26 protein-coding genes and 1 riboswitch are annotated in these 25,992 nt (G+C 72.6%); of the genes, 16 read left to right on the plus strand and 10 right to left on the minus strand.

The window, feature by feature from the left end; translation table 11 throughout:
* Window positions 1–52: 52 nt before the first annotated feature.
* A complete protein-coding gene (locus ACFFBG_RS01740) occupies window positions 53–1,225 on the plus strand; it encodes a C40 family peptidase (RefSeq protein WP_375474978.1) in 1,173 nt (390 codons plus the stop codon).
* A 109-nt stretch (window positions 1,226–1,334) separates the two neighbouring features.
* Here the strand turns inward: ACFFBG_RS01740 and ACFFBG_RS01745 are convergent, their stop codons facing one another.
* From ACFFBG_RS01745 to ACFFBG_RS01765, 5 genes are all read right to left on the minus strand, one after another.
* On the minus strand, window positions 1,335–1,733 hold the full coding sequence (locus ACFFBG_RS01745; protein ID WP_375474980.1) for a hypothetical protein: 399 nt from the start codon (window positions 1,731–1,733) through the stop codon (window positions 1,335–1,337).
* Between the two features lie 181 nt (window positions 1,734–1,914).
* Window positions 1,915–3,555, minus strand: a complete 1,641-nt coding sequence (locus ACFFBG_RS01750) for a cytochrome bc complex cytochrome b subunit (RefSeq protein ID WP_375474982.1) — start codon at window positions 3,553–3,555, stop codon at window positions 1,915–1,917.
* 136 nt (window positions 3,556–3,691) lie between these two features.
* The gene (locus ACFFBG_RS01755; RefSeq protein ID WP_375474984.1) at window positions 3,692–4,810 is read right to left on the minus strand and encodes a ubiquinol-cytochrome c reductase iron-sulfur subunit; all 1,119 of its coding nucleotides are present in this window, start codon (window positions 4,808–4,810) and stop codon (window positions 3,692–3,694) included.
* Entirely contained in the window at window positions 4,807–5,712 is a 906-nt protein-coding gene (locus ACFFBG_RS01760) for a c-type cytochrome (protein WP_375474985.1), read from the minus strand. The genes ACFFBG_RS01755 and ACFFBG_RS01760 overlap by 4 nt, the downstream gene beginning before the upstream one ends.
* Before the next feature lie 47 nt (window positions 5,713–5,759).
* Complete coding sequence (locus ACFFBG_RS01765; RefSeq protein ID WP_375474987.1) at window positions 5,760–6,383, minus strand: heme-copper oxidase subunit III; 624 nt, start codon at window positions 6,381–6,383, stop codon at window positions 5,760–5,762.
* A 181-nt stretch (window positions 6,384–6,564) separates the two neighbouring features.
* Between ACFFBG_RS01765 and ACFFBG_RS01770 the strand changes: the two genes are divergently transcribed.
* The 3 genes from ACFFBG_RS01770 (at window position 6,565) to ACFFBG_RS01780 (ending at window position 9,341) form a co-directional block, all read left to right on the plus strand.
* Window positions 6,565–6,984 carry a hypothetical protein gene (locus tag ACFFBG_RS01770; protein WP_375474989.1) on the plus strand — a complete coding sequence of 140 codons (420 nt, stop codon included), beginning with the start codon at window positions 6,565–6,567 and terminating at the stop codon, window positions 6,982–6,984.
* Between the two features lie 7 nt (window positions 6,985–6,991).
* Window positions 6,992–8,098, plus strand: coding sequence for an anthranilate phosphoribosyltransferase (gene trpD / locus ACFFBG_RS01775; RefSeq protein WP_375474991.1), 1,107 nt, complete (start codon window positions 6,992–6,994; stop codon window positions 8,096–8,098).
* Between the two features lie 115 nt (window positions 8,099–8,213).
* Complete coding sequence (locus ACFFBG_RS01780) at window positions 8,214–9,341, plus strand: cytochrome c oxidase assembly protein (RefSeq protein ID WP_375474993.1); 1,128 nt, start codon at window positions 8,214–8,216, stop codon at window positions 9,339–9,341.
* Window positions 9,342–9,345: 4 nt separating this feature from the next.
* Here the strand turns inward: ACFFBG_RS01780 and ACFFBG_RS01785 are convergent, their stop codons facing one another.
* Both ACFFBG_RS01785 and ACFFBG_RS01790 read right to left on the minus strand, forming a co-directional pair.
* On the minus strand, window positions 9,346–9,624 hold the full coding sequence (locus ACFFBG_RS01785) for an Lrp/AsnC family transcriptional regulator (protein WP_375474995.1): 279 nt from the start codon (window positions 9,622–9,624) through the stop codon (window positions 9,346–9,348).
* A complete protein-coding gene (locus ACFFBG_RS01790) occupies window positions 9,621–11,447 on the minus strand; it encodes a DEDD exonuclease domain-containing protein (protein ID WP_375474997.1) in 1,827 nt (608 codons plus the stop codon). The genes ACFFBG_RS01785 and ACFFBG_RS01790 overlap by 4 nt, the downstream gene beginning before the upstream one ends.
* 78 nt (window positions 11,448–11,525) lie before the next feature.
* Between ACFFBG_RS01790 and ACFFBG_RS01795 the strand changes: the two genes are divergently transcribed.
* From ACFFBG_RS01795 to ACFFBG_RS01815, 5 genes are all read left to right on the plus strand, one after another.
* Window positions 11,526–12,860, plus strand: a complete 1,335-nt coding sequence (locus tag ACFFBG_RS01795) for an NYN domain-containing protein (protein ID WP_375474999.1) — start codon at window positions 11,526–11,528, stop codon at window positions 12,858–12,860.
* Window positions 12,861–12,986: 126 nt separating this feature from the next.
* Window positions 12,987–13,334 carry a hypothetical protein gene (locus tag ACFFBG_RS01800; protein WP_375475001.1) on the plus strand — a complete coding sequence of 116 codons (348 nt, stop codon included), beginning with the start codon at window positions 12,987–12,989 and terminating at the stop codon, window positions 13,332–13,334.
* A 162-nt stretch (window positions 13,335–13,496) separates the two neighbouring features.
* Window positions 13,497–13,657: riboswitch (cyclic di-AMP (ydaO/yuaA leader) on the plus strand.
* Between the two features lie 12 nt (window positions 13,658–13,669).
* On the plus strand, window positions 13,670–14,704 hold the full coding sequence (locus tag ACFFBG_RS01805) for a C40 family peptidase (protein WP_375475003.1): 1,035 nt from the start codon (window positions 13,670–13,672) through the stop codon (window positions 14,702–14,704).
* Between the two features lie 53 nt (window positions 14,705–14,757).
* Complete coding sequence (locus ACFFBG_RS01810) at window positions 14,758–15,981, plus strand: hypothetical protein (RefSeq protein ID WP_375475005.1); 1,224 nt, start codon at window positions 14,758–14,760, stop codon at window positions 15,979–15,981.
* Window positions 15,978–17,135, plus strand: a complete 1,158-nt coding sequence (locus ACFFBG_RS01815) for a glycosyltransferase family 4 protein (protein ID WP_375475007.1) — start codon at window positions 15,978–15,980, stop codon at window positions 17,133–17,135. Before ACFFBG_RS01810 ends, ACFFBG_RS01815 begins: the two co-directional genes overlap by 4 nt.
* Window positions 17,136–17,171: 36 nt before the next feature.
* Here ACFFBG_RS01815 and ACFFBG_RS01820 read toward each other — a convergent pair whose 3' ends face one another.
* Window positions 17,172–18,977, minus strand: a complete 1,806-nt coding sequence (locus ACFFBG_RS01820) for an AMP-dependent synthetase/ligase (protein WP_375475009.1) — start codon at window positions 18,975–18,977, stop codon at window positions 17,172–17,174.
* Between the two features lie 101 nt (window positions 18,978–19,078).
* Between ACFFBG_RS01820 and ACFFBG_RS01825 the strand changes: the two genes are divergently transcribed.
* From ACFFBG_RS01825 to ACFFBG_RS01850, 6 genes are all read left to right on the plus strand, one after another.
* Window positions 19,079–19,477 carry a polyketide cyclase / dehydrase and lipid transport gene (locus ACFFBG_RS01825; RefSeq protein ID WP_375475011.1) on the plus strand — a complete coding sequence of 133 codons (399 nt, stop codon included), beginning with the start codon at window positions 19,079–19,081 and terminating at the stop codon, window positions 19,475–19,477.
* Window positions 19,478–19,570: 93 nt separating this feature from the next.
* Window positions 19,571–20,014, plus strand: a complete 444-nt coding sequence (locus ACFFBG_RS01830; RefSeq protein ID WP_375475013.1) for an SRPBCC family protein — start codon at window positions 19,571–19,573, stop codon at window positions 20,012–20,014.
* A complete protein-coding gene (locus tag ACFFBG_RS01835; RefSeq protein ID WP_375475015.1) occupies window positions 20,014–21,255 on the plus strand; it encodes an ArsA family ATPase in 1,242 nt (413 codons plus the stop codon). The genes ACFFBG_RS01830 and ACFFBG_RS01835 overlap by 1 nt, the downstream gene beginning before the upstream one ends.
* A complete protein-coding gene (locus ACFFBG_RS01840) occupies window positions 21,252–21,725 on the plus strand; it encodes a hypothetical protein (RefSeq protein ID WP_375475017.1) in 474 nt (157 codons plus the stop codon). The genes ACFFBG_RS01835 and ACFFBG_RS01840 overlap by 4 nt, the downstream gene beginning before the upstream one ends.
* On the plus strand, window positions 21,722–22,675 hold the full coding sequence (locus tag ACFFBG_RS01845) for an ROK family glucokinase (protein WP_375475019.1): 954 nt from the start codon (window positions 21,722–21,724) through the stop codon (window positions 22,673–22,675). Before ACFFBG_RS01840 ends, ACFFBG_RS01845 begins: the two co-directional genes overlap by 4 nt.
* Window positions 22,676–22,765: 90 nt before the next feature.
* Window positions 22,766–23,458: a hypothetical protein gene (locus ACFFBG_RS01850; protein ID WP_375475021.1), complete on the plus strand. Its 693-nt coding sequence runs from the start codon at window positions 22,766–22,768 to the stop codon at window positions 23,456–23,458.
* Here ACFFBG_RS01850 and ACFFBG_RS01855 read toward each other — a convergent pair.
* Window positions 23,455–24,165, minus strand: a complete 711-nt coding sequence (locus ACFFBG_RS01855; RefSeq protein ID WP_375475023.1) for a hypothetical protein — start codon at window positions 24,163–24,165, stop codon at window positions 23,455–23,457. The genes ACFFBG_RS01850 and ACFFBG_RS01855 overlap by 4 nt on opposite strands.
* On the minus strand, window positions 24,162–24,929 hold the full coding sequence (locus ACFFBG_RS01860) for an alpha/beta hydrolase (protein ID WP_375475025.1): 768 nt from the start codon (window positions 24,927–24,929) through the stop codon (window positions 24,162–24,164). The genes ACFFBG_RS01855 and ACFFBG_RS01860 overlap by 4 nt, the downstream gene beginning before the upstream one ends.
* A 261-nt stretch (window positions 24,930–25,190) precedes the next feature.
* On the opposite strand from ACFFBG_RS01860, the gene ACFFBG_RS01865 reads away from it, so the two are divergent.
* Window positions 25,191–25,985, plus strand: coding sequence for a lysophospholipid acyltransferase family protein (locus tag ACFFBG_RS01865; protein WP_375475026.1), 795 nt, complete (start codon window positions 25,191–25,193; stop codon window positions 25,983–25,985).
* Window positions 25,986–25,992 lie beyond the last annotated feature (7 nt).

Below are 25,992 nucleotides of genomic sequence, written 5' to 3' on the forward strand. Positions count from 1 at the left end.
CTCTGCTGCCCGGCCGGTCAGGCCAAACGGGCGCGCCGGCGCGGCTCGGCCCGTGCAGAGAGCTGCCGCCGTCGCCGCCGGGGTAGCCTGCCTGGCCGCTGCCGCGATGGCGACCGCCGGCTCGGCCACCGCAAACCCGCCTGGGCCGCACGACCCGTTCGGCTCGGCGAAGACCGTCGTCGCCGTTCCCGGTGGCGTGCGGTTCACCGGCTGGAGCGCCGACCCGGACGCGCTGACCACCAACCTGAAGATCACTGCGGTCGTCGACGGGTTCACCACCGCCACGTCGACGCACACCTCGCTGCCGAACGCGGCGGTGGTGCAGAAGTACCACACCGGCGCGACGCCCGGCTTCGCGCTGACCGTCCCGGTCACCGGCGTGCACACGGTGTGCGCCGCCGCGGCGTCGGTCGGCGCCGGCTATTCGACGGTGCTGAAGTGCGTGGTGACACCGCTCGGCACGAAGCTGACGCGGGCGCAGAAGCTCGCGCACCGCCCGGTCGGCGCGATCACCCGATCCTGGGCGAACCCCCATTCGCTCCACCTGTTCGGCTGGACGACCGACCCGGACGTCGTGAACCGCCACCAAAGCGTCGTGGTCTATGTCGACGGACACGCGGCGGTGACCGCGACGACGCGCGCCTACCCGCGGCATGCCGACCCGCGCAAACGCTGGCCGAGCCCGCGCCCCGCGAACGCCGGCACCAAGTCGGCGTTCAACATCTTGGTGCGCACGGCTGTCGGCACGCACATCGCGTGCGTGTGGGCGGTGAACATCGGCATCGGCTCGGGCAACTCCTTCCTCGGCTGCAAGGCCTTCGACAACCGCGGCCGAGCGGGCGCCGGGCCGGTCGCGACGCCGAAGCTCAACGCCAAGGTTGTCGCCGAGGCCAAGAAGCACATCGGGCAGCCCTACGTGTGGGGCGCCACCGGCCCGAAGAAGTTCGACTGCTCCGGGCTGGTCGTGTACAGCTACACGAAGTTCGGTTTTACGCCGCCGCGGGTGTCCGAGAACCAGGCCTTCGCGGCGCGGCTGATCCCCGCGTCGCGTGCGGTGCCGGGCGACCTCGTCTTTTATCACGACGAGCAGGGCGACGTTTACCACGTCGGCATCTATCTCTCGCCCGGCAAGACGGTCGCCGCGATCGACGAGCAGGAAGGCGTCGACTACCAGCCAATCTGGGACCCGACGACGGCCACCTACGGCTCGTTCACGCACACCTGAGCCACCGCGCGACCGCCGGTTCGGCGGCCGCGGCTCGAAGGTCTTGGCCGCGGCGCGGTCCGGCACGCTGCGGTGAACGCCGCAGCGGGGCCAAGGCGGGATGGGGGCGTTACCCGACGTGCGCGAGCCAGTTCCTGATCGGCGCCAACCCGTCGGCGGCGGGGTCGACGACGGTGTTGCCGTCGCGCAGGCGGCCGCTCGGCGCGCCGCTGACGATCAGGACCGGGCCGGGATGCCGCGCGGCGAGCAGCCCGAAGTCGCCGTCGCCGGTGATCAGCAGCAACGGCTGGTCGCCGGGGGAGTAGGCGGCAGCCAGCGCGAGATCGGCCTGCTGCCAGCCGGCGTGGGCCAGCAGCTGCGCGCCAGCCGGCCAGCTAAGCCGGTCGAGCGCGCTGCGCCGGCCGCTCGCGGTGATCTGCGCCGGCGCGCCTGCCTCGACCAGCAGGTCCAGCACCGGCTGCACCCGTCGCGGCTGGACGTTGTCGGCGTCGACCAGCACCCGCAGCACGGTCCCTCCTCCCCGGCGACCCCGTGGCCCGTCGCCGGGGTCATGCTCAGGGGTCGTCATGGCGCACACGGCACGACGGTGACGCGACAGCGCCCCTGACTACGGCGGTCAGGGGCGCTGCCGATGAGCCCGTCGATCAGTTGATCGGTGATCAGTTGATCGGTGATCAGTTGATCGGTGATCAGTCGGTCAGCTGGCGCTGTTCTTCGGTCTTCTCGACCTCGCGGCGGTGCTCCTCGCGCTCGTGCTCGTCGAGGGCCGCCTGGATTTCCGGCTTCTCCTGCACGGGGTAGAAGAACCCGCGCACGTGCCTGAGCGGCGAGGATGCGCCGAGCTGATTCATCCGCTTGGGCACCGGGGTGCCGGCGTAGGACAGCACGCCGTGGCCGTGCTCGTCGGTCGGGCCGAGTGGCTGGTGCACCTCGATGTACTCGCCGTTCGGCATCGCCTTGATGATGCCCGTCTCGATGCCGTGCTCGAGCACTTCACGGTCGTGCCGTTGCAGTCCCAGGCAGACCCGGTAGGCGACGAGGTAGGCCAGCGGCGGGACGGTGAACAGCGCGATCCGGCCGCCCCACGTCATGGCGTTCAGCGAGATGTCGAACGCCTTGGCGATGATGTCGTTGCCGCCGGACAGCAGCAGCACGATGTAGAACGCGATCGCCATGCACCCCAGTGAGGTGCGCACCGGGACGTCGCGGGGTCGTTGGAGCAGGTGGTGTTTGGACCTGTCCTTCGTCAGCTTCGCCTCGAGAAACGGATAGGCGCCGGCGAGGGTGAACAGGATGCCGGGGAGCACGACCGTCGGCCAGAAGAGCGCCGGGATCGTATGGTGGAAGACCCGGATCTCCCACGACGGGAATAGTCGTGTCGATCCGTCGAGGAACATCATGTACCAGTCCGGCTGGGAGCCTGAGGACACCTGCGCCGGGTTGTACGGACCGAACAGCCACACCGGGTTGATCTGCGCGAGGCCGCCGAGCAAGGCGCAGACGCCGAACACCAGGAAGAAGAAACCGCCGGCCTTCGCGGCGTAAAGCGGGAAGACGCGCTCGCCGGTGACGGTGTCCTCGGTGCGGCCAGGGCCCGGGAACTGGGTGTGTTTCTGCCGCACGACGAGCGCCAGGTGGGCGCCGATCAACGCCGCCAGGATCGCCGGGATCAGCAGCACGTGGGCGATGTAGAACCGGCCGATGATCACGTGGCCCGGGAATGGCCCGCCGAAGATCAGGAAGGACACCCAGGTGCCGATGACCGGGATGCTCAGCATGATCGCGTCCGCGATCCGCAGGCCGGTGCCAGAGAGCAGGTCGTCAGGCAGCGAGTAGCCGGCGAAGCCCTCGATGATGCCCAAGCCGACCAAGCCGAGGCCGATCAGCCAGTTCAACTCGCGCGGCTTACGGAACGCGCCGGTGAAGAACACCCGGAACATGTGGATCAGCATCGCCGCGAGGAACAGCAGCGCCGCCCAGTGGTGGATCTGGCGGATGACCAGGCCGCCGCGCACGTCGAAGCTGATGTCCAACGTGGACGCATAGGCCCGCGACATCGTCACGCCGTCCATCGGGATGTACCGGCCGTGGTAGACGACGTCCGCCTGCGACGGGTCGTAGAAGAAGGTCAGGTAGGTGCCGGTGAGCAACAGGATGATGAACGAGTAGAGCGCGATCTCGCCCATCATGAACGACCAGTGGTCCGGGAAGACCTTGTTCAGCTGCTTGCGGATCGGGCCGCCCATGTTCAGGCGGTCGTCGGCCCATTTCGCGGCCTTGCCCTGCGGGGTGCGCGGCTTGTCGTAACGCCGCACCTCGGTATCGGTCATGAGGAGCCACCCTTCACGAGCATCGCAGGGCCGTCCGCGGCCCGAGGAACTGCGGGGTCCCCGAGCAGGCGCGGCTCTTTCCATGCGCCTGATTGGGGTGCAGGTGCGGAGTGGAGGGCGGCGACGGGGTGCAGAGTCATGGCCGCTCCCAGAAGCCTGGTCCGATGGCTTCCTTGTAGTCGGATCGAGCATAGAAGTACTGCCGGCCATCGGCGCCGGTCTGCACTGTGATGGGCAGCTTCGGCAGGCTCCGCGACGCCGGGCCGAATACCGGCTTGGCGTCCTCCAGGACCTGGAACTGCGACTGGTGGCATGGGCACAGCAAGCGGCCCGTCTGCTGCTCGTACAGCGACGCGGGGCAGCCGGCGTGCGTGCAGATCTTGGAGAACGCGACGTACTCGGGATTCACCTCGGGCCAGCCGAACGTGCTCTGGCCCTTGCGCGACTTGATCTGCTGGCCCGGCCGCAGCCGGATCAGCAGGGTGGGCGAGGACGCGTCGGTCACGCCGTTGTAGCCGTCGCTGTTCTCCGCTCGCACGCCCGGGAAAACCGTGGCGATGCCGCCCGGCGCCAGGTCGGCCGGCGTCACCTTCCGGAAATCGGAGTAGACGATCGGCACCAAGCCGCCGGACTCGGGGAACAGCTTCTTGTTCGGCGTGAACAAGGTGTGCAGCAGTTGGGTGCCGGGCTTCTTGATCATCGCGCCGACCAGCGCGACCAGCGGCACCGTCGCCATCGCGCCGCCGGCGAGCAGCAGCGACTTCAAAATGAGCCCGCGGCGTGGCAGCCCGGTGTCCTGCAGGCCGACGGTGAACGTCGCCTCGGTCATCAGCGAGTCTTCTTCGCTGGTGGGCGTGTCGTGCCGGTCCTGGACCACCTCTTCTTCGGGCATCAACCATTTGGCCCAGAGGACGAGACCGACGCCGAGGAACACCAGCATGATCGCCAGCAGACCGCCGAGCGCCGGGGTGTAGAAGCGGAAGTTCTGCGGGGTGCCAGGCAGGTGCCACTGGTAGGGGATCGCGATGAAGGCGACGATGAAGCCGACGCCGGCCAGCGCGGAGATCGCGAACGCGAGCGCCACGCCGCGTTCGGCGCGTTTCTCGGCCTTGGTTCCGCGCACCGGGAACCGGTCGCGCCGGTGAACGATGTGGATGCCGTCGGCCTCGGCGCCGGCGACCATCCGCTCCTCGGCGCTCAGCTGCCGAAGCTCGTCGGCCGAGGCGACCTGCTGGCCGTGGGTGGTTTCGCTCATCGGACCCTCGCCCCGATCCACAGGATGGCAATCATGAGCACGCCGACGCCGCCCGCCCAGATCACGATGGCCTCGGACACCGGGCCGATGCGGTCGACGCCGGCGCCACCCGGATCGGCGGAAGACCTCAGCGCCTGGACATAGGCGATGATCGACCGCTTCTGCGCTGGGGTGATCTCCTGATCGGAGAAGACCGGCATGCTCTCCGGGCCGGACAGCATCGCCGTGTAGAACTGCTTGTCGGTCGCCTCATTCAGCGACGGGGCGATCTTGCCGGCCGACAGCGGCGCGCCCTTGCCCGTGGTGCCGTGGCAGGAGGCGCAGTTGAGCCGGAACAGGCTGCCGCCCGCCGCGATCGTGGCGGACCCGCCACGCAGCTCGCCGGTCGGGATCTTCGGGCCGCCGCCGACGTTCTCGACGAACGCGGCCAGCTGCTCGGTCTGCGCCTCGTCGTACTTTGCTTCCTTGCGGGCGGCGTAGGCCCCCTGGGCGGCGAGCGGCATGCGGCCGGTCGACACCTGGAAGTAGACAGCCGCGCCGCCGACGCCGATCAGCGACGGCCCCTGGTTCTTGATGCCCTGCAGGTTCGCGCCGTGGCAGGTGATGCAGCTGACCTGGTAGAGCTGCTGGCCGGCCGTGATCTGCTGGGCGCTGGTCGAGGACTCCTGCGCGCCGGAAGAGGTCGCGAACGCCGCGTACGCGCCGCCCATCGCCGCGAGGGCGCCGACCATGATGGCCAGTGCGCTCAGCTTGCGGCGCACCGCCGAACGGCGCGGGCGCCTGCCCCAGGACGCGCCAGCGCCGCGGTTCAGCCGCGCGGCCGGTTGGGCCGCGGGCGCGCCGGTCGCCGAGACGGCGGGTTCGAACCCGTAGTCGGCGTCGACGTCGGTTTCCTCGGTCACGATGCCCCTTCGCAGCAGTCCAACGGTTCGGTCGGGAACAGATGCGGTCAGCGGATGATGTAGATGACGGCGAACAGCCCGATCCACACCACGTCGACGAAGTGCCAGTAGTAGGAGACCACGATGGCCGCGGTCGCCTGCGCCGGGGTGAACTTGCCGAGCGTCGTGCGGATCAGGAAGAAGATGAAGGCGATGAGACCGCCGATGACGTGCAAGCCGTGGAAGCCGGTGGTCAGGTAGAAGACCGAGCCGTAGCCGCTGGCCGAGATGGTGTTGCCGTCGTTGACCTGCATCCGGTATTCGTTGGCCTGCCCGAGCACGAAGATCAGGCCCATGAAAAAGGTCAGGACGAACCAGCGCCGCAGCTTGAAGACGTCGCCCTTCTCCGCGGCGAACACGCCCCACTGGCAGGTGAAGCTGGACGCGACCAGGATCACCGTGAACGGCGTCGCGTAGTCGAGGCTCAGTTTGATCGAGTCGCCGTTGGGCAGCGTCATCGGCCAGTCGCCCGGGTGCACCGAGCGGACGGTGAAGTACATGGCGAACAGCCCCGCGAAGAACATGAGCTCGCTGGACAGCCACACGATGGTGCCCACGCTGACGATGTTCGGGCGGGTCAGCGAGTGGACCTTGCTCGAGTCGAAGGCGGGCGCCGTGGCAGTCGAGGTCACGAGGGAATTATGTACTGCCAGACTGACAAAAGAGCGGCCGGGGTGGGTCGTGTCAGCCACCTGTGGAAAGCGCCAGATCGCGGGCCCTGCGAAGGCGCGCCGCTGAAGCGCCATAGGCCCCGCGAAGCCCCGGCGCGGCGGCCGCGGTCACGCCGTATCGGCCGCCGATACGATTTGCGGCGTGAGCACCGTCCCGGACCGCGTGAACGTCCTCGTCTACAGCAATTTGGCCGAGGTGCGGGCGACGATCCGCACCGCCGTCGGCCGCCGGCCGGCCCCCGACACCGGCCGGATCGACTGGATCGAGTGCGCGAGCACGGCCGATGTCCAGCGCGAACTCGACGAGGGCGACATCGACTGCGCGATCCTCGACGGCGAGGCCCAGCCGACCGGTGGCATGGGCCTGGCCAGGCAGTTCAAGTTCGAGCTGGACGACTGCCCGCCGATCGTCGTCCTCATCGCCCGGCCGCAGGATGGCTGGCTCGCCAGCTGGTCGCTCGCCGACGCGGTCATCCACACGCCCATCGACCCGGTGGAGAGCGCGTCGGTGGTGGCGCAGCAGCTGCGCGCCCGGCACACCGGCATCCCCGTCGTCCGGTGACGGCCCGGTGAACGGCCCGGCGCGGAGCTGGCCGGCCGTCCTCACCGACCTGATGGCCGGCCGCGAGCTGGCGCCCGACGACACCGCGTGGGCCATGGACGAGATCATGTCCGGCAACGCCACGCCGGCCCAGCTCGCCGCCTTCGCCGTGCTGCTGCGGGCGAAGGGCGAGACGCCCGGCGAACTTGCCGGCATGGTGCGCGCGATGCTCGAGCACGCCGCCCCCCTGGTGGTCGACGGGCCGGCGGTGGACGTGGTCGGCACCGGCGCGGATCGCGCGCACACCGTCAACATCTCGACGATGGCCGCGCTGACCGTCGCCGGTTCCGGGCGCCGGGTGGTGAAGCACGGCGGTCGCGCCGCGTCCTCTGCCTGCGGGACCGCCGACGTGCTCGAGGAACTCGGCGTCGCGATCGACCTGCCGCCGGACGGCGTGCGACGCAGCGTGGACGAGGTCGGGATCGGGTTCTGCTTCGCGCCCGTCTTCCACGCCGGCATGCGCCACGCCGGCGGCCCGCGGCGCGAGCTCGGCGTGCCGACCGCGTTCAACTTCCTCGGCCCGCTCACCAACCCGGCCCGGGTGACTGCCGCGGCGGTCGGCTGCGCCGATTTGCGGATGGCGCCGGTCATGGCGGCGGTGCTGGCCGGGCGCGGTGACACGGCGATCGTCTTTCGCGGCGACGACGGCCTGGACGAACTCACCACCACGACGACGTCCAGCGCGTGGGTCGCCGCCGGCGGCGAGGTCGAGCCGGCCACCGTCGACCCGACCGCGCTGGGCATCGAGCCCGTCGAGCCGGCCGCCCTGCGCGGCGGCGACCGCGCCTTCAACGCCGCCGTCGTCCGGGACGTGCTGGCCGGGGGCGGCCCGGGGGTTCGCGACGCCGTGCTGCTCAACGCCGCCGCCGCGATCGCCGCGTTCGACGGTCGCCGGGAAGCCGCCGGCGCAGGCACTGGCAACGGCGCCGATGGAACCGGGAACGGCCTCGCGGCCGGCCGGCTGCACGACGCCCTCGCCCGCGGGCTGCGCATCGCGGCCGAGACGATCGACTCCGGCGCCGCCGCCGACCTGTTGGGCCGCTGGATCGCCGCAAGCCGCACAGCCGCCACCTGAGTGGTCACTTGCGCGGGTCAGTGGTCGGCGATTCGGTGCCACTGACCGCTGCAAGTGACCACTGACGTAGTGCCGGCCCGATCGCGCACAGTCGGGCCTTGCGATACTCGACGGTGTGAGCGCGCGCAGGCTGCCGAGGCTGGTGGTCGGCGCGTGGGCGTTCGCCGCGCTGGTGCTGGCCGGACTCGCCGTCGTGGTCGCCCGCAACCTCGGCCACCGTCTCGCCAGCGGCGGCATGGGCCACATGCAGATGGGCACAGCCGACGCGCTCACCCGCGGCACCGGGGCGACACCGGCGAGCGCGCTGGCCGGCGCGCGGCTGTTCACCGCCTGGCAGCTGGACGCCGTGGCCATCGCCGTGCTGATCCTCGCTGCTGCCGGGTATCTGACCGGCGTTGCGCTGGTGCCCCTGCGCAGCCCCGGCGAGCGGTGGCCGATCGGCCGCACTGTCGCCTTCCTGCTCGGCCTCGGCGTCTGCGCGTTCGCCACCTGCGGCAGCATCGCCGTCTACGACCAGGTGCTGTTCACCGCGCACATGGCCGGCCACCTTTTGCTCGTGATGGTCGCGCCGGCGTTGCTGGCCGCCGGCCGCCCGCTCGGCCTGGCGGTCGCCGCCGCGCCGCCCGCGCGACGCGAGCGGCTGCTGCGCGTCGCCCGAGGTCGGGTCGTCGGCCTGCTGACCGCGCCGCCGGTCGCGCTGGCCACCTATGCCGCGGTGATCGTCGGCAGCCACCTGACCGGGCTGATGGACGACATCATGCGCTCCACCTGGGCCGGGCAGGTCGAGCACGTGGTGTACCTCGCCGCCGGTTATCAGTTCTTCGTGCTGATCGTCGGCGACGAGCCGATCCGCTGGCGGCTCGCCTCGCCGGCGCGCTGGCTGCTGCTCGCGGTCGCGATGGCCGTCGACACCATCACCGGCATCGTGCTGATGCAGGGCACCGACGCCGTACGGCTCATGCCGTCCGCCCTCGGAGTGGACGCGTTGTCGGACACCCGCACCGGCGGGGCGGTGATGTGGCTCGGCGGCGACGCGATCATGGCCGGGATCATGATCTTGCTCGTCGTGCGCTGGTTGCGGACCGTCGACCGGGTGCCGGTCGAGCGCGGCTGGCTCGAGCAAGCCCGCGGCGCGACGTTCGCCGCGCACACCGGCGCTGCCGACCCCGGCGAGACTCTCGACGACGACGACGACGCGCGGGCCGCCTACAACTCCTGGCTCACCCAGCTCGACCGTCGATAACGGCCTACTCGGCGCCGATCGAGAAGGTGGCCTCGAGGTCGTGCCGGGAGTACGCGCGAAACGCGATGTGCGTGTCGGTGTGCACCACGCCGGCGAGCTTGGAGATGCGGCCGGCGATGACGTCGGCGATCGCGTCGAACTCGCGCACCCGGACGATGGCGATCAGGTCGGTGTCGCCGGCCACGGAATAGACCTCGCTCACGCCGGCCAGCTCGGCGATCGCCTGCGCGACCTCGGGGATCCGGTCGGCCTCGGCGGCAATCATGACGATCGCGGTGATCACGCGGTCAGTCTAGGTCTGGCCGGCCGCGCCGCCATGGGCAGCCGCCGCCGGTCGGCGAGCGGGTCTCCGGCACTGCGCGCCCGCCCGTCCCGGGAGTGCGCGAGGTAGCCGCGCAGCCGGCCGGCGCCGTACGCCGGCATCGCCCACGGCTCGGTGGCGAGCACCAGGCGGGCGCCGTCCTGCTCGAGCCAGGCCAGCACGCACTCGGTCTCCTCGGCCAGCGGCACGTGTGCGGCGTCGACGACATCGGCCGTCGCGCGCAGCGCGTCGACCATCGGCCAGGGCGGCACGCCGCGCCGCGCATGCCCGGCGGCGGCGAGCCGGCCGGACCGGACCACCGACAGCTCCCACCCGCCCTCGCCGTCCGGGCGCGCGGCGACCAGCTCGGCGACGGCCTGCAGGGCCGCCAGCCGCTGCATGCGCGCGCAGGCGCGGACGACGGTCGAGATGCGGTCGCGCACGACGCCGGCCTGCTCGTAGCGCTGCGCCGCGGACAGCGCGGCGAGCTTCGCCTCGAGCGGCTCGACGAGCGGGCGGATGTCGCCCGTCCACGCCGTCGCGACCAGGGAGACCAACGCTGCGTAGCGCGCCGGATCCACGCCGCCCTCGCACGGCGCGGCGCAGCGGCCGATGCCCGCCAGCACGCACGCGGCACGCACGACCCTGCGCAACGACAGCCGGTCGGTGCACTGGCGCAACGGCACGGCGTCGTGGATCGCGTCGCGCACCGCCTCGGCCTGGCGCTGTGAGCGCAGCGGGCCGAGGTAGCGCCCGCCGTCGTCGCGGCGCTCGCGGACGACAGACAACCGCGGGAACGGCTCGACCGTCAGCTTCAGCCACACCGCGCGCTCGGGGAATTTCGAGCGGCGGTTGTAGCGCGGTTTGTGCGCGGCGATCAGCCGCAGCTCGCGCACCTGCGCTTCGAGCGGGTGAGCGCACTCGATCGGGTCGACCCGCTCGGCCAGGCCGACCATCTCGCCCATCCGGCTGCGGGTCTCACTCGACACGAAGTACTGCCGCACCCGCGCGCGGATGCTGCGGCTGGTGCCGATGTAGAGCGGGCGGCCCTGCGCGTCGCGGAAGATGTAGACACCCGGCCCGGTCGGCAGGCCGTCGGCCAGGTGCCGCTTGCGACGCTGCCCCTCGGTCACTTGCGTGGTGAACGAGCGCAGCTCGGGCAGCGAGCGCACGCCGAGGTTGCCGAGCCGGGCGATCAGCCCGTGCAGCACGTCGACGGTCGCTCGCGCGTCGGCCAGCGCGCGGTGGTTCGGAGCGGTGCTCGCGTGGAAGAACGGCGCGAGCGTCGCCAGCTTGCAGTTGGGGACCTCGTCCTTCGTCAGCACCCGGCGGGCTAGCACGGCGGTGTCGACGACGCCGAAGCCCGGCCACGGCAGCGCCAACGAGGTGCAGGCCGCCTTGAGGAAGCCGACGTCGAACGGCGCGTTGTGCGCGACGAGGACGCTGCCGCGGGCGAATTCCAGGAACGCCGGCAGCACGGCGGCGATGCCGGGGCAGGACGCCACCATCGCGTCGGTGATGCCGGTGAGCACGCTGACATAGGGGTTGATCGGCGCGCCGGGGTTCACCAGCGTCTGGAACTCGCCCAGCGTCTGGCCGCCGCAGACCTTCACCGCGCCGATCTCGGTGATCGCGTCGCCGCCGGCCGCCGCGCCGCCGGTCGTCTCGAGGTCGACGACGACGAAGGTGGTCGTCCGCAACGGCTCGCCGAGCTCGTCGACGTCGAAGGCGAGCTGTTGAGGCGCCCCCATCGCTGTGCCGGCAGCCGCTGTGCTGGCAGCCGCCGGCATCGCCGTTCCCGTCATGGTCGCCGAAGCTAGGCCGGGGGTCCGACGAAATCGCGCAGACGCGCCCGCTGCCGCCCCGCGCCGTACCCTGCGCAGGTGTCCGAGGCCGCCAGCGACAGCCACGAGCCAGCCGACAGCTTGCCGGCCGCCGGCGTCATGCTCGTCGAGCCCGCGCGGGCCCAGCTGCTCGAACTCGCCGCCCAGGTCGTCGCAGGCCTGCCGATCGACGAGGTGCCGCCGGCGCTGCGGGCGATCGCCCGCTTCGCGCCGGCCAAAAGGGTGCGGCTCGGCGGCCCGGCGCTGGCCGCCGCGCTCGACGGCCACGAGGCGTTTCGCGCGGCGGTGGCCCGCACCCTCGCCGACGCCGCGCCCGATCTGGTGGCCGCCGTGCGCGACGGCCGGCCGACGCCGGCGGCCGACCCGGTGGATCTCGTCGTGGTGGCATACCTGACCCGGCCGGACGGCTGGCAGGACACGATCGAGCTGGCCACCCGGCGGTGGGCGGCCGAACGCGACGCGGGCGCGGTGGCGCGTGTCGAGCTCGAGACGGCCCGCGCCGAACTGGTCGAACTGCGCGCCCGTGCGAAGAGCGAGCCGGCGCGGCTGCGCGAGGCGGCGCGCGCGGCGACCGCGACGCTCGAGGACCAGCTGCGCGCGGCGCAGCACGCGCTGCGTGAGCGGACCCGGGAGCTGCGCGCCGCCGAACGCGACCACGCCGGCGCGGTGGTCGAGGCGGCCGACGCCGCGCGGCGGCTCGCCGGACAGGCCGCGGCGCACGAGGCCGAGCTGCGCCGGCTGCGTGGCCGGCTGGCCGAGGCCGAACGCAGCGCCGAGACCGCGCGGCGGGGCGCCCGCAGCGAGCGCGACCTCGACGACGCGCGGCTGTGGCTGCTCGTCGACTCGGTGGTCCAGGCAGCGGGCGGCCTGCGCCGCGAGCTCTCGCTGCCCGCGCCTGCGCTGCGCCCGGCCGACGCGGTCGCGGCGACGACCGGCGTGGCCGGCGCGGCCGGCGCGCGCGGCGTGCGCTCGCCGGCCGAGCTGGACCGGCTGCTCGCGCTGCCGCACGCCCACCTGATCGTCGACGGCTACAACGTCACGAAGACCGGCTACGGCGAGCTGTCCCTCGCCGACCAGCGCGCCCGCCTGGCCGGCTCGCTCGCCCCGCTGGTGGCGCAGTCCGGCGCCGAGGTCACGGTGGTCTTCGACGGCGCGGCGCGGCCCCCTGCGCAGCCGCCTGCCCCGCGGGGGGTGCGCGTGCTGTTCAGCGCGCCGGACGAGATCGCCGACGACCTCATCCGCCGGCTGGTCGCCGCCGAGCCCGCCGGCCGCACGCTGATCGTCGTCACGAGCGACTGGCAGGTGGTCACCGACACCGCCCGGGACGGCGCCTGGACCGCCGCGTCGACGGTGCTGCTCGAGCGGCTGGCTTGAGCGAAGACCGACCGGCCGACCCCGGCCGACCCCGCGGCGCGCTGAACAGCGGATCGATCATTACTGTCAGACGGCGTCCTTAGCGTCGTGATCCGAGTCGGCACGGCGCCGGCCGGGAAGCGAGGTGTGCGGATGCTCATCGACTGCGCAAGCTGTGTCGCCCGGGACATCGCCTGCGGCGAATGCGTCGTGCGCGTGCTGCTGGACGCGCCACCGCTGAACCCGCCCGCGTCAACAGCTGCCGTCGTCGAACTCGACGCGGCCGAGCAGGCTGCCATCGTCTTGCTGGCTGAAGCCGGGCTCGTGCCTCCGCTGCGTCTGGTGCGCCCGCTCGCCGGAGCGGAGACCGACGGGACTCGCGAAGCAGATTTCAGCGCCGATTTCAGCGCCGATTTCAGCGCCGACCTGGGGCCGGGCGGGATTTCGCCGGGTTCACCGGGTTCGGCTGGTTCGGCGTCGCGCGGCATCGCGTGACGTAGATCTCGTCGGTTTCGTGCTGTTCTCCACCCAATTCGGGGGGGCGCGTTGCACAGCTTGGGGCGGCGCCCGTAATCTTTCCGAGACTTTCCGGCTGCCTGACGTCCACCTAGGTCGTCACCGGATAGTCCCGCCGAATCGCACTCGTCAGTCGGCCGTCGCGCACCAGCGCGGAGGTCGCGACGCGAGCCGGGGACCCACTTTCCCCTGGGGTGAATCAGCGTGCGTTTGCCGCTTTGCCGGATCGCGGTAGACCACGCCGTAGGGCAACTTCCTGCCCGAACCCGTCAGCTAACTCGGTAGGCGGGGAGGAAGAAGGAGTTCCGCCAACAGTGGCGAACCGTCTCACGCGTTCTCTGCGTCCGCTGCTCGCTGTCGTCGCCGTGGTCGGCGCGCTGGCCGTGGCGCCCGGCCTGGCCTTTGCCACGCCCGATCACCACAAGACCAAGCCCACTGTCGACTCGGTGCAGAAACAGCTGGGCACGCTCGCGCTGCGCAACACCCAACTGGTCGAGAAGTACAACCAGGCCCAGGTCGCCGTCACCCGACTCGACAAGGCCGCGAAGGCCGCGCAGAGCGCCGCCGCCGCCGCCGGCCGGCGCTACCTCAGCACGCGAACCGAGTTTGTGCAGATCATCCAGGCGCAGTACGAGGACCAGTCGTTCGGCGCCGCCGGCGCGCTGTTCGACAGCCAGAGCGGCACGAACTACGTCGACCGGCTGAACACGCTGAACATGGTCACCGACCACACCGCGCAGCTCGTCAGCCAGGTCACCAGCGCGCGCAACACGGCTACCCGATCGGCCACCCGCGCAAAGCACGCCCTGTCCGACGCGCGCCGCCAGCGCGACGCTCTCGGCGCCAAACGCAAGTCGGTCGAGAAGCAACTGGACAAGTACCGCGTGCTGCTCGCCACCCTGAACTCGGCGCAGCGCGCGGATTATCAGCGGGCGGCGAATCCCGCCGTCAGCAAGACGAAGATCCAGAAGATCCACGTGACCGCGGCGGGCACGGGCGCGGCCCGGCGTGCTGTGCGGTTCGCCCTCGACCAGGTTGGCAAGCCGTACGTCTTCGGCGCCGCCGGTCCGGGTTCCTACGACTGCTCCGGCCTCACCATGGCCTCATGGGCGCACGCCGGCGTCAGCCTGCCGCACTCGGCTGCCGAGCAGTACAACTACGGCCACCACGTCTCGCGCGACGACCTCGAGCCCGGCGACCTGATCTTCTTCTACTCGCCGATCGGGCACGTCACGATCTACATCGGCGACGGCATGATGGTCTCGGCGCCGACCGAGGGCGAGAACGTGTCCGTCGTCCCGCTGAGCGCGTTCAACAGCAGCTACGCCGGCGCGACGCGGCTCACCTGACCCGCCGATCGTCGCGCCGGCTCGCACGGGCCGGCGCAGCTCTCGTCGCCGCCGTGGTCGCCTCGACCGCGGCGGCGGCGTGCACCTCGGGCTCGTCCGCCGCGCCGTCGCTCGGGGCGATCCGCTCGCTGTTAGCGGCCCATGCCGCGGCCGTGCGCGGGGACGACGCCGCGGCATACTCCGGCGACCTCGCGGCAGGCGCGGCGTCGTCGGCGTTCCGCGCCCGCCAGCGCAGCGTGATCGCGAATCTCGGCCGGCTGCGATTCGCCAGTTGGATTTATGTCGCGCCGCTGCGCACCGACGACCGGCAGGCCGAACGCGCCGCGAGCGCCAAGTACCGCCGGCCGGCGGTGATCGTGCGGGTGACCCTGCGCTACGCGCTGCGCGGTTACGACACGCGGCCGGCGGAAGAGGATCTGTACTGGACCTTCGTCGAGCAGGGCGGCCGCGCGCGCATCGCCGGCGACACCGACCTCGTCAGCGCGGGCGGCGACTCCTGGCGCGGGCCGTGGGATTTCGGCGAGTTGGCGGCGGTGCGCGCCCGAGACACCATCGTGCTCGGCCACCCGGCCCAGCTGCCGTTGATGCGGACGGCAGCTGCCGCCATCGCGGCCGCGGTCCCGGCCGTCACCGCAGTCTGGGGCGACGATTGGCCGCGCCGGGTGGTGGCGCTGGTGCCCGCCTCCAACGCCGAGCTGGCGGCCGACGTGGGGGAGACCGACGACGACCTGAGCGCGGTGTCCGCGCTCGCCGTCTCGGCCGACAAGTCCACCACGACCGGCGCCGTCAGCGGTCAGCGGCTGATCGTCAACCCGGCCCAGTTCGACCGGCTCAGCGCGCTCGGCCGGCGGATCGTGGTGCGGCACGAGACGACGCACATCGCGGCCGCCGTCGCGACCTCGGACATCATGCCGCGTTGGGTGGTCGAGGGCTTCGCGGAGTACGTCGGCAACCTAGGCGCCGGCCAGCCGACGGCGGTCGCCGCGAGCGAGCTGCGCGCTCAGGTGCGCCGCGCGGGGCCGCCGCAGGCGCTGCCGGGCGACGCCGCGTTCGACTCGACGACCGCCGCCCAGGCCTACGAGGAGGCCTGGTTGGCCTGTCGGCTGATCGCCGCCCGCGCGGGGCAGAGTGGGCTGGTGCGCTTCTACCGGCTCGTCGGCTCGCCGTCCGCCCCGTACGACGACCCGGTCGGCCCCGCGCTGCGCTCGACGCTGGGGGAGTCGGCGGCCGCGTTCACCGCCCAGTGGCGGCGTTATGTCGGCGAGCAGCTGCGATGACCGTCCCGACATCGCTGCCGGCGTCCGCCTCAGGCCGGACGCTGGTCGTGACCAACGACTTCCCGCCCCGGCAGGGCGGCATCCAGTCGTTCGTCCACGAGCTGGCGCTGCGCCAGCCGAGCGGGTCGGTGGTCGTCTACACCTCCGATCACGCCGGCGCCGCGGCCTTCGACGCGGCGCAGCCGTTCCCGGTGCTGAGGCACCCGACCAGCCTGCTGCTGCCCACCCCGGCCGCCCGACGCCGGGCGGTGGCCGCGTTCGCGGAGTTCGGTTGCGACTCGGTCTGGTTCGGCGCCGCCGCGCCGCTCGGCCTGCTGGCACGGCCGCTACGCGCGGCCGGCGCGCGGCGGATCGTCGCGACGACGCACGGCCACGAGGCCGGCTGGGCGATGTTGCCCGCCGCCCGGCAGTCGCTGCGGCGGATCGGCGCCGACGTCGACGTCGTCACCTACCTCGGGGAGTACTTCCGCAGGCGACTCGCCATGGTCCTCAATAGGCCGGAGAAGCTGCAACAGCTCACACCTGGAGTCGAGGTCGAGACTTTTCGGCCGGACGTCGACGGGTCGGCGGTGCGACGCCGGCACGGGCTGGCCGACCGGCAGGTCGTGGTCTGCGTGTCCCGGCTGGTGCCGCGCAAGGGCCAGGACATGCTCATCCGCGCGTTGCCGGCCGTCCGCCGGCGGGCGCCCGGCGTCGCGCTGCTGCTCGTCGGGGACGGCCCCTATCGGGCGGAGCTCGACGAGCTCGCCCGGCGGGTCGGCGTCGCGGACTCGGTCGTGTGGGCCGGCGGCGTGCCGCACGCCGACCTGCCCACCCACTATGCCGCCGGCGACGTCTTCGCGATGCCCTGCCGGACCCGGCGGGCCGGGCTGGACGTCGAGGGCCTGGGCATCGTGTTCCTCGAGGCGTCGGCGACCGGGCTGCCGGTGGTCGTCGGCGACTCCGGTGGGGCGCCGGACGCCGTGCGCGACGGGGAGACCGGCTACCTCGTGGACGGGACGGACGTGGACGCGATCGCCGCGCGGTTGACCGAGCTGCTCGCCGACGCCGAGCTCCGCGCGCGGATGGGCGCGGCCGGCCGGGCCTGGGTGGAACGCGACTGGCAGTGGTCGACGCTGGCGGCCCGGCTGCGCGGCATGCTCACCGCAGGCTGAGCGACAGCGTGGGCTTCGCCCGACCGCGGGCTGTGCCTATTTCGGGCGGGGGCCGTCGTAGAGCGCGGCGATCTGCTGTTCGGCTTCCTTCATCACCACGTTGCGCTTGAGCTTCATCGACGGCGTCAGCTGGCCGCCCTGCTCGGTCCAGTCCTCCGGCAGGATCGTGAACTTGCGGATCGACTCGGCCTTGCTGACGGACTTGTTCGCGTCGTCGACGGCCGTCTGGATCTCCGCGCGAAGGTCGTCGTCGTCGACGAAGTCGGCGACCGGCGCGTCCGACGGGTGGCCGTTCTTCTCCAGCCATGTCGGCCAGGACTCCGGGTCGATGGTGACGAGCGCGGCGATGTAGGGCTTCTGGTCGCCGACGACCAGGCACTGGCTGACCAGCCAGTGGCCGCGTGCGCGATCCTCGAGCACGGCCGGCGCGACGTTCTTGCCGCCGGCGGTGACGATCAGCTCCTTCTTGCGGCCGGTGATCCGCACGAAGCCGTCGTCGTCGATCTCGCCGATGTCGCCGGTGTGGAACCAGCCGTCCGCATCGAGCGTGTCGGCCGTGGCGTCCGGGTTCTTCCAGTAGCCGCGGAAGATGTGCGCGGCCTTGAACAGCAGCTCGCCGTCCTCCCCGATCCGCGCCGTGGTGCCGCCGACCGGCCGGCCCACAGTGCCGACCTTGATCGCGTTCGGCCGGTTCACCGTGACGCCGGCGGTGGTCTCGGTGAGGCCGTAGCCCTCGTAGATCGTCACGCCGATGCCGCGGAAGAAGTGCCCGAGCCGCGCACCCAGCGGGGCGCCACCTGACACCGCCGCGACGCACTCGCCGCCCAGCGCCGCCCGCAGCTTGCTGTAGACCAGCCGGTCGAACACGGCGTGCGCGGCCTTCAGCGGCAGCCCGACCCGGCCCTTGCCGATGGCTTCGGAATAGGCGATCGCGACCGCTTCGGCACGGTCGAAGATCGGCCCCTTCTTGTCGTTGTGCGCCTTCTGCTTGGCCGAGTTGTAGACCTTCTCGAACACCCGGGGGACGGCCAGCACGAACGTCGGCTTGAACTCTCCGAGATCGGCCATCAGGTTCTTGACGTCCGGGGTGTGGCCGAGCGTGCACCCGGCCGCCAGCGAGCCGATCTCGATGACCCGGCCGAACACGTGCGCGATCGGCAGGAACAGCAGCGTCGAGGTTCGCTCGTTGAAGAAGTCCGCGAGCAGGTCGAGCAGCTCGACGGCCTCGACGACGAAGCACCGGTGCGTGAGCTCGCAGCCCTTGGGGCGCCCCGTGGTCCCGGACGTGTAGATGATCGAGGCGAGGTCGTCCAGGTCGACCGACCCGCGCCGGTCGTCGACGTCGGCGTCGCGCACCTCGCCGGCCTCGCTCGACAGCGTCTCCAGCGCGCCGTCGTCGAACGTCCAGACCTGCTCGAGATCCGGGACGTCGGCGCGGATCTGCTCCACGATGCCGGCGTGCTCGTCGGTCTCGACGAAGATCCCGCGGGCGCCGGAGTCGGACAGGATCCATTGGACCTGCTCGGCGCTGGAGGTCTCATAGATCGGCACGACCACCGCGCCGACGGTGAACAGCGCGAAGTCGGCGAGCGTCCACTCGTAGCGGGTCTTGCTCATGACCGCCACGCGGTCGCCGGCCTCGATGCCGGCGGCGATCAGGCCCTTCGCGGCCGCTCGCACCTCGTCGGCGAACTGTTCGGCGGTGACGTCGGCCCAGCCGGACCCGACCCGCCGGCGCAGGGCGACGTGCTGCGGGTCGCTGGCAGCGTTGTCGAAGACGAAATCCGCGGTGTTCGACTGGCTCAGCGACTTGATGTTGCTGGCGACATGCTGCTCCTGCACTGGGTCACGGTAACCCGTCAGTAGCAACTTGTCCTCGCCAGGCGGCGTCCCACCCCGACCAGGCGAGGACAAGTCGGTGGAGGTGCTGGCATGCTCGCCGGATGCCGGTCATCGATGTCGTCGACTCGACGTGGATCGCCGCGCGCCCGCCCGTGGTCGGCGCCGTGCTGGCGCAGCCGGCCAACTGGCGCCGCTGGTGGCCCGAGCTCGAGTTGCGCGTAGACGAGCAGCGCGGCGAGAAGGGCGTGCGGTGGCTCGTGCCGGCGGTGGCCGGCGACCGCGGCCGCGGGCTGCGCGGCAGCGCCGAGGTGTGGCTGGAGCCCGCCCTCGACGGCGTCGTCGCCCACTTCTTCCTCCGGCTGGACCCGGCGCTCGGCCGACGAGTGCCGGGTCGGCTCGTCCGTCGGCTGACCGCCCGGTCGCGCCGGCGGGCGAAAGAGGCGTTCTGGTCGGTGGGGGACGCCCTGGACCCCGCTCGCGCCGCCCGGCTCGTCTGCTGAGCCCGCCCGGCTCGTTCGCTGAGCCCGGCGGGTGCGTCTGCTGAGCCCGGCGAGCGCCGGGCCGGCTGACCCGTCGCGGGTAGCCTCTCGGCCATGCCGGATGAGTCCACGCAGTCGATCACTATCGACGCGGACCCGGCGCAGATCATGGCCGTCATCGCCGACTTCGCGAACTACCCGACCTGGACCGGATCCGTGAAACAGGCGCAGGTGATCGAGATCGGCGCGGACGGGCGCGCGCAGCGGGTCGAGTTCCAGCTCGACGCCGGCATCGTCCGCGACCGGTACGAGCTCGCATACGTCTGGACGGCCGACGAGCACGTCGAGTGGAACCTCGTCGAGGGGCAGCTGATGCGCGCCCAGCACGGCTCGTACGCGCTGCGGCCGGACGGCGCGGGCCGCACCCACGTCACGTACTCACTGTCGGTCGACCTGATCATCCCGATGCTCGGCCTGCTCAAACGCAAGGCCGAACGGGTGGTCATGGACACCGCGCTGAAGGAGCTGAAGAAGCGGGTCGAGGGCCTGCGAGTCTGATGCGGATCGTCCTGTTCACCGGCAAAGGCGGCGTCGGCAAGACGACCACGGCCGCGGCCACCGCGCTGCGCCTCGCCGACCGCGGCTGCAAGACGCTGCTGCTGTCCACCGACAGCGCGCACTCACTCGGCGACGCGCTGGACACGCCGCTCGGCGGCACGCCGGCCGAGGTGGCGCCGAGCCTATGGGCGCTGCAGCTCGACACCCAGGCGCGGTTCGAGACGGCGTGGCGTGAGGTGCAGTCCTTCCTGATCGACCTGCTCGCCCGTGGCGGCGTGGACCCGATCACCGCCGACGAGCTGACCGTGCTGCCCGGGGTGGAGGAGGTGCTGGCGCTGCTGGCGGTGCGCGAGCTCGCGGTGACCGGCGACTGGGACGCCCTCGTCGTCGACTGCGCGCCAACCGCCGAGACGCTGCGGCTGCTGGCGCTGCCGGAGGCGCTGGCCTGGTACCTGCAGCGGGTGTTCCCGGCGCAGCGGCGGCTGGCCCGCGGCATCCGGCCGGTCGCAGCGTTGTTCGGGCGCGGCGCCGTCGTGCCGCCGGACACGGTGTTCGACGCGCTGCTGCGGCTCAACGACGAGCTGGCCGGCGTGCGGGAGCTGCTCGGCGACCCGACGGTCACCTCGGTGCGGCTCGTGCTGACGCCGGAGGCGGTCGTCGTCGCCGAGGCGCGGCGCACGTTCACCGCGCTGGCGCTCTACGGCTACGCGGTCGACCTCGTCGTCGCGAACCGGGTCTTCCCGCCCGGCGCGGACGAATGGCGCCAGGGCTGGGCGCGGGCGCAGCAGGCGCAGCTCGCCGGCATCCGGGAGTCCTTCGCCGGCCTGCCGGTGCGCGAGGTGCCCTACCGCGCCGCCGAGCCGGTGGGCGCCGGCGCGCTGCGCCAGGTGGCCGACACGCTGTACGGGGCGCTGCCGGGGGACGATCCCGCGCCAACGCCGTCGGGCCCGCCGCTGGTCGTGGTGGAAGCCGACGGCGCGGACTACCTGCTGCGCCTGGCGTTGCCGCTGGTGGCGCCTGCCGAGGTCGAGGCGGCGCGGGTCGGCGACGACGTCGTGATCCGGGTCGGCGGCCACCGCCGGGTGCTGACGCTGCCGAGCGTGCTGCGCCGTTGCGAGGTCGTCGACGGCCGGTGCGCCGACGGCCGGCTCGAGGTGCGGTTCCGGCCTGAATCGGGACGGTGGCCGGCAGAGGTCCCCCCGCGGCGGCCGCGGCCGAACGGCGCGGGCGGCCCGTCGTGACCGACCAGCCTGCCGACGGGTCGACCGACGGGTCGACCGACGGGTCGACTGGCGGTCCGGAGGCCGGCGGTCCGGAGGCCGATGCGCTGGGCGCTGAGGCGCGGCGGCTGCTGGCGGCCGTGCAGGACTGGGCCCGCCGCGCGGCGCCCGCGCCGCCGTCCGGGCACGCCGGGCCGGAGTGCCAGTGGTGCCCGCTGTGCCAGCTCGCCAGCGTGCTGCGCGGCGAGCACCCGGAGCTGGCCGAGCGGATGATCGAGGCCGGCGCGGCGCTCGCCGGCGCGCTGTCCGCCCTGGTCGAGGCCGCCGCCGCTAGGTCACCGGGGGGTGCGCCGTCGACCGGGCGCGGCGCCCGCCCGCGCCCGCGGCCGACACCGCGCGTCCAGCCGATCAGGCTCACCGGGGACGGCGGGTCGCCGGACGGCGGGCCGACGGACGGCGGATCGACGGCGCGCAGGGACACGCCGTCATGACGAACCTGGCGATCGGCGTCGACATCGGCGGCACCAAGCTCGCCGCCGGCGTGATCGACGAGGCGGGCGCGGTGCTCGACGTCGAGCATCGCGACACCCCGGACAGCGACGTCAAAGCCACCGAAGAGGCGATCGTCGAAGCGGTCGAGGCGCTCGCCGCCCGGCACGAGGTGCGCGCGGTCGGCGTCGGCGCGGCCGGTTGGATCGCGACCGACCACGCAACCGTGTTGTTCAGCCCGCACCTCGCCTGGCGCGGCGAGCCGCTGCGCGACGAGCTCGCCCAGCGCATCGCGCTGCCGCTGATCGTCGAGAACGACGCGAACGCCACCGCGTGGGCCGAATACCGCTTCGGCGCGGGCCGCGGCGAGCCGGTCGTCGTGTGCGTGACCCTCGGCACCGGGATCGGCGGCGGACTGGTCGTGGACGGCTCGGTCTACCGTGGCGCGTTCGGCATGGCCTGCGAGTACGGGCACATGACGCTCGTCCCGGACGGCCGCCGGTGCGCCTGCGGCAACCGCGGCTGCTGGGAGATGTACGCCAGCGGGAACGCGCTGGCCCGCGACGCGCAGGAGCTCGCCGCCGAGTCGCCGGTGGCCGCCGCGCGGATGGTCGAACTCGCCGGCGCGGCGGAGGCGATCACCGGCACGGTCGTCACGGCTGCGGCCGCCGCGGGCGACCCGGCCGCCGAATCGATCTGCACCACGATGGGCCGTTCGCTCGGCCGCGGCCTGGCCAGCCTGGCCGCGATCATCGATCCGTCCGTGTTCGTGATCGGCGGCGGCGTGTCCGCCGCGGGGGAGCTGCTGCTGCGGCCCGCCCGCGCGGAGTTCGCGCACACGCTCACCGGACGCGGATTCCGGCCGGAGGCCAAGGTCGTCGCGGCGTCGCTGGGGCCCGAAGCCGGCATGGTCGGCGCGGCCGACCTCGCTCGGCGCTACCTCACCGGCTGAGCCGCGACCCGGCGGCACCCGGCGCGACCCGGCGGCACCCGGCGCGACCCGGCGGCACACTCGCGAGCGGTGGTGCGGAAGGATCGCGGTATGCGCCTGCTGTCCGTCGACGCCCGGGCTGTCGACGAGCGCGGGGTGGGTTTCGCCCAGCTGATCGAGTCCGCCGGCGCCGACGTCGCGTGCATCCACGGCGCGCCGCACCTGCTGCGGTGGCGCTCGAAATGCGCGGCGATCGCCCGGCGCAGCGGCCTGGTGGTCGTCGGCGGCGGACGCCTGGCCGGCGGCAATCTGCTGCTCTCGGCCCTCGGCGTCGACGAGCTCGATTACCAGGACCTGCGCCTGCCGGGCGGCACTCGGCTCGGCCCGGCCGGCGCGGCGCTCGGCGTGCTGCGCGTCGCGGGCCGCGACGTGGTCGTCGCGGCGACGACGCTGCTCGGCACCGTGCCGCAGCGGGTCGCGCAGGCCCGCCATCTCCAGGACGCGCTGGCCCGGCTGACCGCCGACACCCCGCCCGCCGTCGTCAGCGTGCGCGGCGTCGACCGGCCGGGCACCGCCACCTGGGCCTCGGTCGCCGCCGGCCGGACCCCGGTCGGTGGCCGGGTTTTCGTCGACACCCGGATCACCGTCGCCGCGCACGCCGACCTCGACGGTCACGCCGGCGCGCAGCTCCCACCCGTCGTCCTCGACCTCGAGCTGGGACAGCAACCCACATCGCGACGATCTCGGCCGGACCACCCGATACCGCAAGGTCCAGCCGAGATCATCGATGAGAGTCGGGGCTAGATCGCCGCGCCGTCGTCGTCCTCGTCGCGGTGGTGCTCGCGCACCCGGCTGAACAGGATCCCGGCCGCGACCACCAGCCCGCCGACGCCGAGAACGAGGGTGAGGTCGTTCGCGAGGCCGATCTGGCCGCCGAGGCCCAGCACCAGGATCGACAACACCAGCACCGTCATCGCGATGATCGTCGGGCCGGCCAGCCGCGGCAGCGGCGGGGGCGGCGGCGGCACGTAGTGGTCTTCGTCCAGCCACACCTCGTCGCTCGCGACGGGCTTGTTCAGCCGGCCGCGCCAGTCAGCGTCCTCGCGGCTGAGCTCACGCTCGGCGTCGCGCACGGCGGCCACCGTGTCCACGTGCCAGTCCGCGACCAGCTCGTCGAACGCGCGGGCGGTGTCGATGCCGGCCAACGGGTCGGCCGCCGACAGCCCAGCCGAGTCGCCTGCCGGATGGACTGTCGCATCTCCTGTCGCGCCGAGGCCGCGGATCGCCGCCGCGACGATCGTGCGCGCGTCCACCCGCTCGTCGGCCGAGACGTAAAGCCGCCGCCGGTCGGCCGCGGCCGCGGGGATCAGATAGGCGGCGATCCGCGCGCGGCCCAGGGCGGCGAGCAGGTCGTGGCCCACCTCGGCCGCGACCTCCGTCAGCGCGACATAGGCCGGTGCCCGCAGGCCGTTGTCCAGCCGGCCGCCCTCCGGCACGTCGCGGCGGTTCACAGCTCGCCCCGGGTGGGCGCGGCGGTGAGCGAGTCGATGAACTCGACGCTGCCGCGGAAGATCGTCGGGGCGTCGTTGTCGAGCGTCGCGACGTGATAGCTGTCCTCGAGCAGGACCTCGCGCACCGTGGTGTTGACGGCGCCGCCCTTGAGCAACTGGGCCGACAGGTCGTCCACGACGTGATCTTCCCGCGAGCGGTACAGCAGGATCGGCGCCCGCACCGACGGCAACTCGGCGAGCGTGACCTTCCACAGCTTCTGCAACGAGGCGAACGCGGCGACCGGCGTCCGGTCGTTGGCCGGCTCGACGACGCCCGGCTTCTTGATGTCCCCGCCGATCGACGGCCGCGAACGCACCGCCCAGGAGATGTACGGGGCGAGCCGGGCGTCAAGGCGGCGGGTGGCGTAGGCGGGGTTGACCAGCACGAGTCCGGCGATCTCGCCCGGGTGCTCTTCGGCCAACCGGGTGACGAGCGTGCCGCCCATCGACAGGCCGGCCGCGAAGACCGTCTCGCACCGCGACCGGACCTCGCGGTATGCAGCCTCGATCACGGCGTACCAGTCGGGCCAACGGCTCGCGTTGGTCTCGCGCCAGGTGGCGCCGTGCCCGGCTAGCAGGGGCAGCCGCACGGTGTAGCCGGCCGCGGCGAGGTGCTCGGCCCAGGGGCGCATCGTCGCCGGGGTCCCGGTGAAGCCGTGGCTGACGACGACGCCGACCGGACCGCCGTCGGCGGCGAACGGCTCGATGTCCGCCGGGATTGCCACCGCGACCTCCGCGCTCTCGTTGCCGCACTCTCGTTGCGCGGCGACACGCCGCGGTCGCCCCATTGTGCCTGCCAACGCCGCCCGCCGTTCAGTTGTTTCCTCGCGACTTGTCCTCGCCTCCTCGGCCGCCGGCACGACGAAGCGAGGAGAACTTCGGAGGGGACGAGGCGGGCGCGGGATACCTGGTGGCCGCTGCCACCTGCGCATTAGTCTTTGAGGTTCGGACCCGACGAGGGCCCGCGACCAGCGGGGGTGACGGCGGTGGGTTTCTGGCTCGCCAAGTTCGTCTTCCTCGGCCCCCTGCTCCGGCTGATCTGGCACCCCTGGATCGAGGGGCGTGAGAACATCCCCGACGACCGGCCGGCGATCCTCGCCAGCAACCACCTGTCGTTCTGCGACTCGTTCTTCCTGCCGCTGCTGATGCCGCGCAAGGTGACGTTCCTGGCCAAGTCCGAGTACTTCACCACCCCCGGTCTGAAAGGGCTCGTCTCCCGGCTGTTCTTCTCCGGCGTGGGCCAGGTGCCGATCGACCGGTCGGACAAGGGCGCCTCGCAGGCGGCGCTCGACACCGGGGTGCGAGTGCTGCGCGCCGGGCAGAACAACCTGCTCGGCATCTATCCCGAGGGCACCCGCTCGCCGGACGGGCGGCTCTACCGCGGCAAGACCGGGGTGGCGCGTTTGGCGCTCGAGTCCGGGGCGGTCGTCGTCCCGTGCGTGATGGTCAACACCGACGTCATCCAACCCGCCGGCCGGCTCCTCCCGCGGCTGCGGCCGCGCCCGGGCGTGCAGATCGGCAAGCCGCTGGACTTCTCCCGCTACGAGGGGATGGCCGGCGACCGGTTCGTGGAGCGGTCGATCACCGACGAGATCATGTACGAGCTGATGCAGCTGTCCGGCCGCGACTACGTCGACCGCTATGCGGCGGAGGTCAAGAAAGCCAAGGGTCTGGACACCGGTTTCGGCGCCCGCGAGCGGGAGACCGGAATCGCGCAGGCCGCTGATGCCGCGCAGGCGGCCGAGGCGGCGGACCGGCTGCCCGACAGCCGCGCGTCGTAGGCCGCGG

Origin of the sequence: uncultured Jatrophihabitans sp. (assembly GCF_964251945.1) — a bacterium.
Classification (GTDB): Bacteria; Actinomycetota; Actinomycetes; order Mycobacteriales; family Jatrophihabitantaceae; genus Jatrophihabitans.

What these genes read in the sequence shown, in the direction of transcription:
- ACFFBG_RS01850 (WP_375475021.1), top strand. Translation starts at nt 22,766, where the DNA reads ATGCGCCTGCTGTCCGTCGACGCCCGGGCTGTCGACGAGCGCGGGGTG.
- ACFFBG_RS01815 (WP_375475007.1), top strand. Translation starts at nt 15,978, where the DNA reads ATGACCGTCCCGACATCGCTGCCGGCGTCCGCCTCAGGCCGGACGCTG.
- ACFFBG_RS01750 (WP_375474982.1), bottom strand. Translation starts at nt 3,555, where the DNA reads ATGACCGATACCGAGGTGCGGCGTTACGACAAGCCGCGCACCCCGCAG.
- ACFFBG_RS01830 (WP_375475013.1), top strand. Translation starts at nt 19,571, where the DNA reads ATGCCGGATGAGTCCACGCAGTCGATCACTATCGACGCGGACCCGGCG.
- ACFFBG_RS01835 (WP_375475015.1), top strand. Translation starts at nt 20,014, where the DNA reads ATGCGGATCGTCCTGTTCACCGGCAAAGGCGGCGTCGGCAAGACGACC.
- ACFFBG_RS01845 (WP_375475019.1), top strand. Translation starts at nt 21,722, where the DNA reads ATGACGAACCTGGCGATCGGCGTCGACATCGGCGGCACCAAGCTCGCC.
- ACFFBG_RS01755 (WP_375474984.1), bottom strand. Translation starts at nt 4,810, where the DNA reads ATGAGCGAAACCACCCACGGCCAGCAGGTCGCCTCGGCCGACGAGCTT.
- ACFFBG_RS01825 (WP_375475011.1), top strand. Translation starts at nt 19,079, where the DNA reads ATGCCGGTCATCGATGTCGTCGACTCGACGTGGATCGCCGCGCGCCCG.
- ACFFBG_RS01790 (WP_375474997.1), bottom strand. Translation starts at nt 11,447, where the DNA reads ATGACGGGAACGGCGATGCCGGCGGCTGCCAGCACAGCGGCTGCCGGC.